Here is a 15402-nt window from a genome sequence, read left to right as displayed (position 1 = left end):
TTCAGCGGACGGCTCAGGCGCTTTGTGCCAGGTCCATCAGCTCGCGGTTGGCCACTGCATACATGGCGTAGTCGGTGCCTGTCGCCGAACGCAGTTCGGCCAGCATCGCCTTCCAGCGGTCAACCAGGCGTTGATGCTGGTCGAGCCACAGGGCCACGCGCGCTTCGATTTCCTGCGGACCATCGGCCATCTGCAGCACCGACACGGTAATCGCACGCTGCTGCCAGTCCAGATCATCCCGGAAGGCTTCGCGGGCCAGCGCCTGCCAGTTGTTCTCCACCGGCAGGTTGGTGATCTGCTGCAGGTACCAGGACAGTTCCAGGGAGCCGCCGACGGCGAAGTAGGCCGTCGCCACTTCACTGGCATCCTTGCCGGTCACGTCCGCTGCTTCGATGATCGGCAGCAGGGTGTACAGGTGGCTGGTGCCGGCGACCACACGGGCCAGTTCTTCCGGCGTGCCGGCTTCGACGAAGCTCTGGTAGCGCGCCAGCCATTGCTCGCGGGCCGGGCCCTCGAGCAGCTCGTCCAGACGACCGACCAGCGCTTCGATACGCGGTGCGAAATGCGCCACGTCGCGCGCGGCATCCAGCTCGTTGCGGCGGCTGCGCAGGAACCAGCGGGTGGCACGGCGGCCCAGGCGCATCAGCTCGTCCATCAACTGCAGTTGCAGATCGGCCGACACCTTGTAGTCCAGCGCCTCGATCTGCGCCCACCAGTGCGGCAGGCGGAACAGGTCACGCACGATCACGTAGGCGCCGGCGACGTTGGCCGCGCTCATGCCGGTGGACTCCTTCAGGCGCTGCACGAAGGTGATGCCCATGTGGTTGACCAGATCGTTGGCGATCTGCGTGCTGACGATCTCGCGCTTGAGGCGGTGACGACGCATGGCGTCGCCGAACTTCTCGGTGAGGATCGCCGGGAAGGCGGTTTCCATCTCGCGCGCCAGGTAGTCGTCGTCCGGCACCTGAGACTTGAGCAGCGATTCCTTGAGGTCGATCTTGCTGTAGGAGATCAGCACCGACAGTTCCGGTCGGGTCAGGCCCTGGCCGTTGGTGGCACGCTCGTTCAGTTCCTCGTCCGAGGGCAGGAATTCCAGGGCACGGTCCAGCTTGCCGGCGCTTTCCAGCGCATTCATCAGGCGCTTGTACTCGCCGACGCGCTCGCGGGCGCGGCGCTCGGCCAGCGACAGCGCCTGGGTCTGCTTGTAGTTGTTGCCCAGCACCAGTTCGGAGACATCATCGGTCATCTCGGCCAGCAGCTTGTTGCGCTGCTTCTCGGTCATGTCGCCACCGGAGACGATTTCACCGAGCAGAATCTTGATGTTCACTTCGTGGTCGGAGCAGTCCACACCACCGGCGTTGTCGATGAAGTCGGTGTTGCTGGCGCCGCCATGCAGGCCGAATTCGACGCGACCGAGCTGGGTCATGCCCAGGTTGCCGCCCTCGCCCACCACCTTGGCGCGCAGTTCACGACCGTCCACGCGCAGGGCGTCGTTGGCCTTGTCGCCGACGTCGCCGTGGCTTTCCTTGCTGGATTTGACGTAGGTGCCGATACCGCCGTTCCACAGCAGGTCGACCGGCGCCTTGAGCAGCGCGTTGAGCAGCTCGGTGGGTGCCAGCTTGTCGGCGGCGATGTCGAAGCGCGCCTTCATGTGCGGGGTGATGGCGATGCTCTTGGCGCTGCGCAGGAAGATGCCGCCACCGTCGGAAATCAGCTTGGCGTCGTAATCCGCCCAGCTCGAACGCGGCAGCTCGAACAGACGCTTGCGCTCGACGAAGCTTTTGGCCGCGTCCGGGTTCGGGTCGATGAAAATGTGCATGTGGTTGAAGGCCGCCACCAGCTGCAGGCTTTCCGACAGCAGCAGGCCATTGCCGAACACATCGCCGGCCATGTCGCCGATGCCGATCACGGTGACGTTGTCCCTCTGCACGTCGATGCCGCGCTCGCGGAAGTGACGCTGCACCGAAACCCAGCCGCCCTTGGCGGTGATGCCCATGCCCTTGTGGTCGTATCCGGCCGAACCGCCGGAGGCGAAGGCGTCACCGAGCCAGAAGTCATATTCGGCGGCGATACCGTTGGCGATGTCGGAGAAGGTCGCGGTGCCCTTGTCCGCTGCCACTACCAGGTAAGGATCATCGGCGTCGTGACGCACGACGTTCTGCGGCGGTACCACCTCGCCGTCCTTGAGGTTGTCGGTAATATCCAGCAGGCCGCTGATGAAGATGCGGTAGCAGGCGATGCCCTCGGCCAGCACCTCGTCACGCGAACCACCGACCGGCATCCGGCGTGGTACGAAGCCGCCCTTGGCGCCCATCGGCACGATCACCGCGTTCTTTACCTGCTGCGCCTTGACCAGGCCGAGCACTTCGGTACGGAAGTCCTCTTCACGATCCGACCAGCGCAGACCGCCACGGGCGACGTCGCCGAAGCGCAGGTGCACGCCCTCGACGCGCGGGCTGTAGACGAAGATCTCGAACTTCGGCACCGGACGCGGAATCTCCGGAATCAGGCGCGGGCTGAGTTTGAAGCTGAAATAGGACTTGGCCGCGCCGCTGGCGTCGGTCTGGAAGAAGTTGGTGCGCAGAGTGGCTTTGATCAGGTCCAGGTAACGGCGCAGGATGCGGTCTTCGTTGAGCACGGCGACGTTGTCCAGCGCGGCGAGGATGGCCTGTTCAAGCTTCTGCTGCTTGTCTTCCAGATCCTCGGCGGTGAGCTTGCGCGCGAGGTAGAAACGGGTGCGGAACAGGCGCACCAGCTCCTTGGCGATGTCGGCGTGGTTGATCAGGGTCGCCGCGATATAGCTGAGATCGAAGCCAAGGCGGATCTGCTTGAGATAGCGCGCGTAGGCACGCAGCAACGCCACTTCACGCCAGGGCATGGCAGCGGTCAGCACCAGGCGGTTGAACGCATCGTTCTCGGCATCGCCGCCGACGATATGAATGAAGGCGTCATGCAGGGTGTCGTTGAGCTGCTGGATGTCGACGTCCAGACCTTCGGCATAGGTGAAGGCGAAGTCGTGAATCCAGAATTCGCGGCCGTCATTGCGGCGCAGCTTGTAGGGGAACTCGCCGAGCACGCGCAGGCCGAGGTTCTCCAGAATCGGCAGCACGTCGGACAGCGGCAACGGCGTATCGGCGTGATACAGCTTGCAGTGCAGTTGCTGCCCTGCCTGGGCCAACGGCTGGTAAAAACTCATCACCAGCGGCTTGTCGTTGCTCAGGCTGAGCAGATGCTGCATGTCCACCACCGCCGAATGCGGAGCGAAACGCTCGCGGTAGCCGGCCGGGAAACCGCCGGGGAATTCCGCCAGCACGTTGGTGCCCTGGGCTTCGCCAAGGCTTTCGACCATCAGGCTGGCGTAGTCGTCCTTCCACGAGCGGCAGGCCTGGATGACTTCCTTCTCCAGACGCACGGGGTCGATCTGGGTCTTGTTCTTCGGGTCGACGCGCAGAATGAACTGCACGCGCGCCAGCACCGATTCGGAGAAGAAGGTCCAGAACTCGCAATCGGTGGCCTGCAGACGCTCCATCAGCACCTGCTGGATCTTCATGCGGGTTTCGGTGGAGTACACGTCGCGCGGCACGTAGGCCAGGCAGTAGCAGAAGCGGCCGTAAGGATCGCGACGCAGGAACACGCGAATCTTGTTGCGCTCCTGGATCTGCACGATGGACAGCGCGGTGTTGAACAGGTCGTCTACCGGGGTCTGGAACAGGTCGTCACGTGGCAGCACTTCCAGCACCTGGGCCAGTTCCTTGCCCAGGTGAGCACTGCTGTCGAAGCCCGAGCGCTGCTTGATCACGTCCACCTTGCGGCGGATGTAGGGGATGTTCCACACGCTCTCGGCATACACCGCCGAGGTGTACAGGCCCATGAAGCGGCATTCCTTGACCACGTTGCCCTTGGCATCGAGTTCACGGATGGAGACGAAATCCGGATAGGCCGGACGATGCACACGGCTCGGCACTGCAGCCTTGGCGAAGGACAGCAGCTGCGGCTCGCGCAGGTAGGCCACCGCTTCCGGCTCGATGTGCAGCTCTTCGGCGCTCAAGCCGGTGCGCAGGCGCTTGGACAGGCCCAGCAGGGATTTCTCGTCGTAGACCATGTTGCCGCCATCGGCGGTCGGTACGACGGTGAATTCCTCGTAGCCGAGGAAGGTGAAGTGGTTGTCCAGCAGCCAGTTCAGGTAGACCTTGATTTCATCCAGCTCGGCCTTGTCAACCTTGAGCTTGGCGCGATCCAGCCAGGCCAGCAGTTCGCGCGCCTTGGCCTTCATCGGCTGGAAGTCGGCGACGCTCATGCGCACGTCACCGAAGACTTCGTGAATAGCCCTTTCCAGCGTCTTCAGCTCGGCGGAACTGGAGCAGCGGTCGATTTCCAGGAACATCAGCGCTTCCTGCAGCACGCCCTCGCCCTGGGTGCCGCGCGGGAGAATTTCCAGCAGCTGGCCGTTCTTGTCACGGCGCACGCTGAACACGCTGTTCTGCAGGGTGTGGATGCTGTAGCCGTGGCGATTGAGCTCCATGCGCACCGAGTCGACCAGGAACGGGATGTCGCCATGGAGGATTTCCACCGCCGTGTGGGTGGACTGCCAGCCGTGCTTCTCGTAATCGGGGTTGAAGGTGCGCACCTGGGGCTTGGCGTGATCGAACTGCTCCAGCATGTGCCAGGCCGACAGGGTGCAGCCGACCAGGTCGGACAGACGTCGCTGGGTCAACTCTTCGAGGGCGATGATGCCGAAGAACTGTTCGGCGAACAGGGCTACTTGTGGCAGCGCCTGCTCACTCACGTGCTGTGCCAGGGCCGCTTGCAGTTGGTGCTGGAAGTCGGCTTTGCTGGCCGCCGTAAAGAACGCCATGGTTTTGCTCCATTGGGCTGGTGGTTCGACATCGCTGCCGTGAGGTATTAGTTCAACGTTAGTCCATGAAGCGACGATGACACTTGCAAGTCGCATACGGACCGGCGTGAAAGGAGCGACCGAGTGGTCACGTATGGCCAGCGAGCTTAACGAGGGATGGCCTGCAACCGCTTGCGGCGCTGCGACATTTTCTTTCAAGGCTGCACCGACACGGTGCAAAAAAGAACCATGACCCGCCACTGGAGAGCGAACGGGCCATGGCCAGAGGTCAGGCGCCGCGCATCGCCTCGGGCAGCGCCAGCACGATCTGCGGGAAGAGGGTGATCAGTATCGCCGCCAGCACCAGCAGCAGGAAGAACGGGAAACTGGCGCGCGCCACTGCGCCCAGGTTGCGTCCGGTGAGGTTCTGGATGACGAACAGGTTGAAGCCTACCGGCGGGGTGATCTGCGCCATTTCCACCACCAGGATGACGAAGATGCCGAACCACAGCAGATCGATCCCCGCAGCCTGCACCGCCGGCAGAATCACGGCGGTGGTGAGCAGGATGATCGAGATGCCGTCGAGGAAGCAGCCCAGGGCGATGAAGAACAGGGTCAGCGCCAGCAGCAACAGATACGGCGACAGCTGTCTGGCGATGATCCAGTCAGCCAGTGCCGCCGGCAGACCGGTGAAGCTCATGGCCGAGGTCAGGTAAGCCGCACCGAGCAGAATGAAGAAGATCATGCACGAGGTGCACACCGCGCCCATCAGGCTGGCCATGAAGGTTTCCCGGGTCAGCGCTCCGGAGCACAGCGCGATCAGCAGCGCACCGACCACGCCGACGGCAGCAGCCTCGGTGGCCGTGGCGATGCCACCATAGATCGAGCCGATCACCGCGATGATCAGGCCCAGCACCGGAATCAGCAGCCTGGCCTTGCGCAGCTTGTCCATGAACGGCAGGCGCTCGCCCTCCTCCGGCAGCTTGCTGCGATTACAGGCGGACCAGAGCATCAGGTAACCGCTGAAGATTGCCAGCAGCAAGAGGCCCGGCAGGATGCCGGCGATGAACAGGCGCGAGATCGACACCTGCGCCGCCACACCGTAGACGATCATCATGATCGACGGCGGAATCAGCAGCCCCAACGTGCCGGCACCGGCCAGCGAGCCCATGGCGATGGATTCCGGGTAGCCGCGTGCTTTCAGCTCGGGCAGGGAGATGCGACCGATGGTGGCCGCCGTGGCTGCGGAAGAGCCGCTGACCGCCGCGAACAGGCCACAGCCGAACACGTTGACATGCAGCAGGCGCCCCGGCAGCCCTCGCATCCAGGGCGCCAGACCGTTGAACATGTCTTCGGAAAGGCGCGTGCGATAGAGGATCTCGCCCATCCAGATGAACAGTGGCAGGGCCGTCAACGTCCAGCTGGCACTGGACGCCCAACTGGTGGACGCGAGGATCGAACCGGCCGGCGCACCGCCGAACAGCTCCATGCCGATGATGCCGACGCCAAGCAACGACAGGGCAACCCAGACGCCACCGCCAAGCAGCACGAACAGCGCCAGCAGCAGGGTGATTGTAATGATTGTGTAGTCCACGGGTTCACTCACGAATGCAGTGCGGCGCTGGCCGCAATTAAGGGTCGAGCCAGCGGGCTCACTCGCTCATCGCCGTACCGGCGTCGACAGCCTCGAAGCGCTTGCCCTGAAAGCTCAGCACCAGGCGCTCGGCCATCGCCACCACCAGAATCAGCGTGCCCAGCAGCATCGGCAGCTGCGGCAACCACATGGGAATCGGCAACAGGCCAGAAGACACTTCCTTGAACTCATAGGACTCCAGAACGAACAACGCGCAGTACCAGGCCATATAGGTGGCGATCCCCAAACCGATCAGCGTGGCCAGCACATCGACCATTCGACGACCGCCAGCGGGCAGCAGGCGCAGCAGCAGCTCCACACGGATGTGCGCTCCACGTTGCAGGGCGTAGGGCAAGGCGAGAAAGCCCGATGCCGCCATCGCGTAGGCGGCGAACTCATCGGCAGCGGGCACCATGGTGCCCAGTTGGCGGGCAACGATCTGCGCCACGACCAGCACGCAGATCAGGACGAGAAACACGCCGGACAACCATCCGGACAGGGTGTAGAGCTTGTGCAGTGGGGTCATGAACAACGGGCTCCCTGGGCAAGCCTCGAGAAAAAGCCCACCGCGAGGATGGCGGCGGGCAGCAGAATCAAGGCTGGTAGGTATCGAGAATCGCCTGGCCATCGGCACCCGCGCGCTTGAGCCACTCTTCGGTCATGCTCTGGCCGATCTGCTCGAAGCCGCTCTCCACCGCCGCCGGGGCCTGCTCGGATACCTGCATGCCATTGTCGGCCAGGGTCTTGACCAGCTCACTGGTCTTCTCCTGGGCAATCGCCCAGCCACGTTTTTCGGCACGCTCAGCGGCAGCCAGCACGGCCGCCTGGGTCGCTTCCGGCAGGCGGGCGAAAGCGCGGGCGTTGACGATGACGAAGTTCTTCGGAATGAACGCCTTGACGTCATAGTAATAAGAAGAGAAATCCCAGGCCTGGGAGTCCACGCCGGTGGTCGGCGAGGTGAGCATGCCGTTGATCATGCCGGTGCTGAAGGCCTGCGGGATTTCGCCGGTCTGGATCACGGTCGGCACGGCGCCCATCAATTCGGTCATGCGCGACGTGGCCGGGTTGTAGGCGCGAAATTTCATGCCCTTGAAGTCATCCATGCTCGCGATCGGCGTCTTGGTGAAGATGCTCTGCGGCGACCAGGGCATGGCGTACAACAGCTTGATGCCCTGCTTGGCCAGGCGCTCTTCCACTGCCGGGCGGCTGGCGTCCCACAGGGCCTGGGCCTGCTCGTAGTTGCGCACCAGAAACGGCACGCTGTCGATTTCGAAGATCGGATCTTCGTTGCCCAGCACCGACATCAGTACGTCGCCCACCTGCACCTGGCCGGTCTGCACGGCGCGCTTGACCTCGGGGCGCTTGAACAGCACCGAGTTGGCGTGCACGCGAATAAGCAGTTCGCCGTTACTGGCTTTTTCCACGTCCTGCGCGAACTCCTTGGCCACGGTGGTGATGAAGTTGCCATCGGGGTTCTCGGCGGTCATGTTCCAGCGCTCGGCGGCCTGGGCGCCGAAGCCCAGTGCGCAAGCCAGAGCGGTAATGGCGAAACGCGATGCGATGCTTGTCATGGTGCTCTCCTGTTCATTGTTTTTTATGCGCCGCAAGGCGCGGCTGGAAGACGGTTTCGAGTCTCAGCGCATCGCCCTACCCTGTCCAACTAGAAAAACCGGAGGCGCATGATCGGAAATCGTTATGGGATGAAAAGGGGCATTTCCGCAGGCAATGCACCAGCAGCGGGCAGCCGTTTCCGGGCCCGCAGACCAGCGAATGGAAGTTAATCAGGCGCTTTGCTGTTCCGGCGCGGGTGCGGCCCGTGCCATGCAGGCCTCGCCCATTTCCTCGGCGTAGACGTCCAGCGCTTCGCAGGCCAGGGCGATGATGTCCTCGCTGAGCTCAAGACCCACACCTGTGCGCCAGGTGGCAACCACCGGCAAGGGCGGTGGCTCGGGCACTTCGTCGAGAATGGTCAGCAGGCCCTGCTTGAGCTCGTCATGCACCAGCGCCGGCGGCAGCGCGCCGATACCGAAACCGTCGCGCACCAGGCGCGTCATCGCGGCGATGGAATTGACGCAGTTGATACGTGGCGCGCTGACGCTGCCGGCATGCAGCAGGTTGAGAATGTCCTGATGCGGTCGCGAATTCTTCGAGAAGGTGATGATGCGCTCGCGTGCCAGCTCCTCCATCGAGGCATAGCTGCGGTGGTACAGCGAACCGGTCGGGACGATCCAGCGCACCGGAAACGCAGCCAGTTCCAGATTACGCACGCTGTCGCCGTTGACCATGTCGGTCTGGAACACGATATCCAGATAGCCCTTGAGCAATTGCTCGTTGAGGTTGCGCGCGGTGTCGGCGGTCAGTTCGATCTCTACTGCAGGGTAGCGCTCCATCACTCGTGTTACGAACGGACTCAACCAGGTGTGAATGACGGTATCCATCGCCCCGACGCGAATACGCCCCTGGATGTTGCCAGTATCGCTGATCGACTGCTTCAAGGCCTGCATGGTGTCGATCATGCGCTCGGCATATTCGAGCACCTTCTGCCCTTCCGGGGTCAGCGATACGCCCTTGGAATCACGCAGAAAAAGACGTGTGCCGAGTTCATCCTCGAGCGCAGCGATACGGCTGGAAATGGACGCCTGGGTGCTGAACAGCTTCTCGGCTGTCAGGCGGAAGCTCTTGAGCCGTGCCACCCAGACGAAGGTCTCGAGAAATCTCAGATTCATGCCGTAACGCCTCTTCGCAATGTTCTTCTCAGGGGCTGATTGGCAGCGCCCACGCAGCCTCAGGCGTAGCAGGTTGTATGCCAGAGGTTTTTCGCGCAGCCGATGAATTTTCCTATCGCTGGCCCCCTGTTTTTTCTCGTTGGACGCCGCCGAACGACGCTTTGAAGAATGGCGCCGCGCTCTGCGCAGACCACAACAACATCATTCAAAACGCGCTCTGCCAAGCAGCTGCTCTCGTCGGCTGCGCGCTCCCAACAGGAGACACTGCACCATGAAACCCCATTACCCATTGGCATCCGCGCTGCTGCTCGGCGGCGGCCTGCCGAGCATCGCACATGCCGATTTCATCGCTGACAGCAAGGCCAGCGTCGAGATGCGCAACTTCTATTTCAACCGTGACTTCCGCCAGAGCGGCGCCCGTGACAAGGCCGAGGAATGGGCGCAGGGCTTTCTGCTGCGCATGGAGTCCGGCTACACCGAGGGCACCGTCGGTTTCGGTATCGATGCATTGGGGATGCTCGGTGTGAAACTCGATTCCGGTGATGGCACCGCTGGCAGCGGCCTGCTGCCGGCCGACCGCTCCGGCGGCTCGCAGGATGAGTATTCCAAGCTCGGCCTGACCGCCAAAGTGAAGGTTTCCAACAGCACACTGAAAGCTGGCGCCCTGCACTTTCGCAGCCCGGTCGTCTCGGCCAATGACTCGCGTCTGCTGCCGCAGACCTTCCAGGGCGCGCTGCTCAACGTACAGGAAGTCGACAACCTGACCCTGCAGGGCGGCAAGATCAACCGCATCAAGGCCAACAGCTCCACCGACTACACCGAGATGACCGGCAACCGCATCGGCGGCAGCAGTGATTCCTTCGTGTTCGGTGGCGGCGAGTACAAGATCACCCCGCAACTGACCACCGGCCTGCATTACGGCACCCTCGAGGATATCTACCAGCAGTACTACGGCACCCTGGTGCATGTGCTGCCGCTGGGTGATGGCCAGTCGTTGAAGACCGACCTGCGCTACTCGCAAAGCCGCGAGGACGGCAACTTCCGCGACCTCGACAACAAGGCCTTCGGCGCCATGTTCACCTACAGCCTGGGCGGTCATGCCTTCGGTGCCGGCTACCAGCGCATGAGCGGTGACGATCCGTTCCCGTACATCGCCAGCAGCGACCCCTTTCTGGTCAACTTCGTGCAGATCAACGACTTCGCCAACGTCGAAGAACGCTCCTGGCAGGTGCGCTACGACTACAACTTCGCCAGCATCGGCATCCCCGGCCTGACCTTCATGACCCGCTACATCTCCGGTGACAACGTCGAGGTCGCCGGCCGCAGCAGCGAAGGCAAGGAATGGGAACGCAATACCGATATCGCCTACGTGGTACAGAACGGTCCGCTGAAGAACCTGGGGCTGAAATGGCGTAACGCCACCGTTCGCTCCAATTTCGGTAACGATCTCGACGAGAATCGCCTGATTCTCAGCTACACCCTGGCGCTCTGGTAAGCACTTCAACCCGATGACGGGGCCATTACGGCCCCGTTTGCATTTCTCGGGAAGCAAGACGGCCATAGACTTTTAATCAAGTTGTATGACAACTTGCCGATTCCTGAGCATCATCCTGAAGAAGATGGCGAGGCGTTATCGTGAGCTTTTTACTGTCCTGGCAACAAAAATTCCGCGCCCTTGTCGCGCTCACCCTGATCAGCCTGATTCTGATGGCGGCCGCCTCGTTATGGGCCAACCATCGCGTCAGCAGTGCCTTGCAGGCGAGGGAACAGGCGGCAGCCTATGCCAGCGCCAGTACCCAGTTGATGAACCACTGGTGGCAACAGAACGCATTGCGCCAGCAGATCACGCCTGACCTGCAGTCAGCGTTCGACAGCGGCCTCGATGAACTACAAGAACTCATCGGACAACTGTTGACGCAAGCTCAAGCGCTGGAAGACGACGCCACCTTGCAACACGCCCAGCAGATCCAGGCCGTGCTACTGGATGAGCTGGCCCAGCAGCGCCAGTGGCTGAGCCTCAATCAGGCCCTGGGTCTGACCCCCTTCGAGGGCCAGCGTAAAACCCTGACGGAAAGAGGCAAGGCCCTGGAGGCGATCAGTTTCGACCTGATCAAACCCTTCATTACCAGTGCCCTGAGCAGCCAGCGTGACTACCTGTCGACCTTCGACCCGGCGTTCGCCCAGATTGCCCTGACGGCCATCGGCAAATTGCAGGACCAGATCGCAGACCTTGAATGGCAGGACACGCCGATTGGCAAGAACGTGCAGGGCTATGCCCAGGCGTTCACGGATATCCATGGCAACATCGAGCGCATCAACGCCACCAATCAGCGCCTGCTCCAGTTGGGCGAGCAGTTGCAGACGCGTGTCGAAGAGCAGGCACAAGCGCTGCAGAGCGGCCTGTTGCTGCGTCGCACGCAGGAAGCCGAGCAGGCTCGCCTGTCCGCACTGTGGATGATGGGGCTGAGCTTCCTCGCCGTTGCCGCCCTGCTCTGCTTCACCTTGCTGCAGGCGTCACGCACCTTGGTCAGCCGCCTGCGCAACGTCATTCAGTTGCTCACTCAGGTCGCCTCCGGCGATCTCACCGGCAAACTACCGGTGGGCAGCAACCCGCGTGACGAATTCAATCAGCTGGCCGACGCCGCCAACCGCATGATCCAGGGTATCGGCGGTATCGTTGCCGAAGTGGTGCGTGCCAACGGCGAGCTGACCCGCCTGCACCATCACCTGGGCGATGCCATGCGTCAGTTGGGTGACAACAGCACCCAGGTGGAAATGCAGACCGAGCAGGCCGCCTCGGCCTCGCACCAGATCAGCGCCACCCTCAACGACATGGCGCAGCGCACGGCGCAAGTCGGCACCGCCACCACCAGCGCCTACGATGCGGCGCGTAACGGCGGTGAGGTGATCGCCGCCAGTGTCGACAGCATGAGTCGTCTGGCGCAGCTGATTCAGGACACTCATAGCCAGGTCGATGCCCTCGGCCAGAGCAGCGCGCGGGTCAGCGGCATCGTCGATGTGATCAACAGTCTCGCTGACCAGACCAATCTGCTCGCCCTCAACGCGGCTATCGAGGCGGCTCGGGCAGGCGATGCCGGGCGCGGCTTCTCGGTGGTGGCCGATGAGGTGCGCTCGCTGGCGCAGAAAACGGTCTCGGCAACAACCGACATCAGCGCCATCGTCGGCGAGTTCCAGCAACAGACCCGGCACATGCACCAGTTGATGAGCAACGGCCTGAACCTGGCTGCCGACAGCGAGCGACATGCCGCTCAGGTGGCCGACGCCATCAGCGCCATCACCTCGGCGATGGAGCGCCTGACCGGCGAAATGAACCAGGTCGTGGTAGCCATCGAGGAAGTCTCCACCACCACCGAGGACATCGCCGACAAGATGGAAACCATCCACGTGCACACCGGGCAGAGCAAGGACCTGCGCCATACCCTGGGCGGCCATACCGAGGGGCTGTCATCCCAGGTCGATGCACTGGGACGTAGCGCCAGGCAGTTCCGCCTGGCCTGAGCCTCATCGACTTTTCCTATATCGGGCGCACGCTTTAATTAGTTGGACGCCTCCGGCAGGCCGTTGAAAAATGACAGCCATGGATGACGGCCACGGCCGTCGCAAGCCGCGCCAGCACCGGCTTACCGGCTGCCTGCCTGAGGAGCTCCCGCGTGAACGATCTGCTTCTGAACTGTGACATCGGCGAAAGCTTCGGCGCCTGGACCATGGGCCTGGACGCCGAGGTCATGCCCTACATCGACTGCGCCAACATCGCCTGCGGTTTCCACGCTTCCGACCCCAGCGTGATGCGCAAGACCGTGGCCCTGGCCGTGGCCCATGACGTGCGCATCGGCGCGCACACCGCCTATCAGGACCTGGTCGGCTTCGGCCGTCGCTCGATGGACTGCACGCCGCAGGAAGTCGAAGACCTGATGCTCTACCAGATCGGTGCGCTGGAAGGCATCTGCCGCAGCGAGGGCACGCGTGTCAGCTACGTCAAACCACACGGCGCGCTGTATCAGGACATGATGCGCAAGCCCGCCACCCTGCGCGCGGTAATGAGCGCCGTGGCCCGGTACGACCGCCAGCTGCCGCTGATGCTGATGTGCACCCGTGACAACAGCGCAGCCCAGGCGCTGGGCGACGAATTCGGCCTGACCCTGTGGTTCGAAGCCTTCGCCGACCGCGCCTATGATGCCGCCGGTTTCCTGGTCAGCCGCAGCCTGCCGGGTGCCGTGCATCACGACAGCGAGGTGATCGTCAGCCAGGCGCTGACCCTGGCGCGTGGCGAGGCCCTGCAGGCCAGCGACGGCAGCGCACTGCACCTGAACGCGCAGACGCTGTGCGTGCATGGCGACAACGCCAGTTCGGTCGCCGCCGTCAGGCGCATCCGCCAGGCATTCGACAGCCTGGTTCAGGCATGAAGGCGCCCAACGCCCGGCTGGAAGTCGCCGGCACCGACAGCCTGATCCTGCGCCTGTTCGACGTTATCGATGAGGCCAACATGCCGTGGATGCTGGCCGCACGCACGCGCCTGCAGGACGCATTCGGCGGCGCGCTGATCGACCTGGTGCCCTCCTATACCACACTGCTGCTGCACTACGACCTGTGCCAACTCGACAGCGAGCAGGCGCGCGCGAAGGTCGCCGAAGCACTCGAAGGCTTGCAGCCTGCCGATCTGCAAGGCGGCCGCGAGCATCAGTTGCCCACCTGGTACGACCGCAGCGTCGGCCCTGAGCTGCAACTGCTGGCTCGGCGCAGCGGGCTCAGTGAGGCCGACGTAATCGCCCGGCACAGCGGCCATGCCTATCAGGTATTCGCCCTGGGTTTCGCGCCCGGCTTCGCCTTCATGGGGCTGGTCGAGGAAATCCTCGCCGCGCCGCGCCTGAGCACACCGCGCAAGCGCATCGCCGCCGGCAGCGTCGGCATCGCCGAACGACAGACGGCCGCCTACCCGGTGGTTTCGCCCGGCGGCTGGAACCTGATCGGGCGCACGCCGAGTCGCCTGTTCGGCAGCGACATCGAAGGCTACAGCCTGCTGCAACCCGGTGACCGTGTGCGTTTCGTACCCATCGAGCGCGCCGAATTTATCCGCCTGGGCGGCGACGACAGTCCGCTGGAGACCGGTCAATGAGTGCTATAGATGGCGGCCTGCACGTATTGCGCAGCAGCCCGTTCATTCAACTGCAGGATGGTGGCCGTTTCGGCGTGCGCCACCTCGGCGTGACCCAGTGCGGAGCCCTGGACTGGATCGCCCATCGCTGGGCCAACTGGCTACTGGGCAACCCGCTGACTGCCGCTGTGGTGGAGATCACCCTGGGCAATGCCGATTTCGAATGCAGCCGCGACGCCACCCTGGCACTGACCGGTGCCGACCTCGGTGCGCGGCTGGACGACCAGCCGCTGGCGTCCTGGCGCAGCTTCGAAGTGCGCAAGGGCCAGCGCCTGAGTTTCGCCCAGCCACGCCACGGCGCCCGCGCCTATCTCGCAGCGCCGGGTGGATTCCAGGCGCCGCTGGTGCTGGGCAGCTGCGCCAGCATGTTGCGCGAAGGCCTTGGTGGCCTGCAGGGCGATGGCCGCGCCATCGCTGTCGGTGACTCGCTGGCCTGGACCGGCAGCACCCGCGCAATGCGGCAGATGCCCGCCGATTTCATTCCCGAGTACCAGGATGCGCCGCGCCTGCAGTTGGTGTTGGGTGCACAGATCGGCGACTTCCGCGGCCAGAGTCTGTTCGATGCCTTCAACAGTCAGTGGCTGATCGACCAGCGCGCCGACCGCATGGGCATTCGTCTCAACGGCCCTCAGCTGCAATGCCTGCGTGGCTCGATGATCTCCGAAGGCATCCCGCTGGGCGCGGTGCAGGTGCCGCCGGATGGTCAGCCAATCATCCTGCTCAACGACCGCCAGACCATCGGTGGCTACCCGCGCCTCGGCGCCCTGACGCCGCAGGCCGTGGCTCGGCTGGCACAATGCCTGCCGGGACAGAGCGTGCAGCTTGCTCCCACCACGCAGGACAGCGCCCTGCTCGCCCAGCGCCGGCTCCTGGCGCAGTGGCAATAGCGTCGCCCCCGGCTATATGACCCGCCCTCACCAAGGGCGGGCATTTCAGCGTTGGCGACGGCCCTCGCATTTCTGTTGCCAGACTGTTCATGACCCGCGCCGCAGATAGCGGCTGAAGCCGCAAATGCATTAAAGTCGGCGGTCTGCAC

The 15402-nt window shown here is 63.5% G+C and carries 10 protein-coding genes; 5 read left to right on the top strand and 5 right to left on the bottom strand.

All coding sequences use genetic code 11. The features are described 5' to 3' along the window. Window positions 1–13 precede the first annotated feature (13 nt). The 5 genes from H3221_RS18435 to H3221_RS18415 form a co-directional block, all read right to left on the bottom strand. On the bottom strand, window positions 14–4855 hold the full coding sequence (locus H3221_RS18435; protein WP_196475237.1) for an NAD-glutamate dehydrogenase: 4842 nt from the start codon (window positions 4853–4855) through the stop codon (window positions 14–16). A 268-nt stretch (window positions 4856–5123) separates the two neighbouring features. Beyond that, window positions 5124–6428 carry a TRAP transporter large permease gene (locus tag H3221_RS18430; RefSeq protein ID WP_196475238.1) on the bottom strand — a complete coding sequence of 435 codons (1305 nt, stop codon included), beginning with the start codon at window positions 6426–6428 and terminating at the stop codon, window positions 5124–5126. Between the two features lie 58 nt (window positions 6429–6486). Beyond that, window positions 6487–6993, bottom strand: coding sequence for a TRAP transporter small permease (locus tag H3221_RS18425; RefSeq protein WP_196475239.1), 507 nt, complete (start codon window positions 6991–6993; stop codon window positions 6487–6489). A gap of 67 nt (window positions 6994–7060) precedes the next feature. After that, complete coding sequence (locus tag H3221_RS18420; protein WP_196475240.1) at window positions 7061–8038, bottom strand: TRAP transporter substrate-binding protein; 978 nt, start codon at window positions 8036–8038, stop codon at window positions 7061–7063. Between the two features lie 210 nt (window positions 8039–8248). After that, window positions 8249–9193 (bottom strand): LysR family transcriptional regulator, encoded by a 945-nt coding sequence (locus H3221_RS18415; RefSeq protein WP_196475241.1) that lies wholly within the window; start codon window positions 9191–9193, stop codon window positions 8249–8251. A gap of 271 nt (window positions 9194–9464) precedes the next feature. Here H3221_RS18415 and H3221_RS18410 point away from each other — a divergent pair, with 271 nt between their 5' ends. From H3221_RS18410 to H3221_RS18390, 5 genes are all read left to right on the top strand, one after another. Then, a complete protein-coding gene (locus tag H3221_RS18410; RefSeq protein ID WP_196475242.1) occupies window positions 9465–10688 on the top strand; it encodes an OprD family porin in 1224 nt (407 codons plus the stop codon). A gap of 140 nt (window positions 10689–10828) precedes the next feature. Further along, window positions 10829–12712 carry a methyl-accepting chemotaxis protein gene (locus H3221_RS18405; RefSeq protein WP_196475243.1) on the top strand — a complete coding sequence of 628 codons (1884 nt, stop codon included), beginning with the start codon at window positions 10829–10831 and terminating at the stop codon, window positions 12710–12712. Window positions 12713–12864: 152 nt separating this feature from the next. Further along, a complete protein-coding gene (locus H3221_RS18400; RefSeq protein WP_196475244.1) occupies window positions 12865–13617 on the top strand; it encodes a 5-oxoprolinase subunit PxpA in 753 nt (250 codons plus the stop codon). Next, window positions 13614–14327, top strand: coding sequence for a 5-oxoprolinase subunit B family protein (locus tag H3221_RS18395; protein WP_196475245.1), 714 nt, complete (start codon window positions 13614–13616; stop codon window positions 14325–14327). The genes H3221_RS18400 and H3221_RS18395 overlap by 4 nt, the downstream gene beginning before the upstream one ends. Then, window positions 14324–15253: a 5-oxoprolinase subunit C family protein gene (locus H3221_RS18390; protein WP_196475246.1), complete on the top strand. Its 930-nt coding sequence runs from the start codon at window positions 14324–14326 to the stop codon at window positions 15251–15253. The genes H3221_RS18395 and H3221_RS18390 overlap by 4 nt, the downstream gene beginning before the upstream one ends. Window positions 15254–15402: the final 149 nt, after the last annotated feature.

It is taken from the genome of Pseudomonas chaetocerotis (assembly GCF_015712105.2).
Classification (GTDB): Bacteria; Pseudomonadota; Gammaproteobacteria; order Pseudomonadales; family Pseudomonadaceae; genus Aquipseudomonas; species Aquipseudomonas chaetocerotis.
Note: the sequence above shows the minus strand (reverse complement) of the source record. Positions and strands in the feature narration are given on the sequence as shown.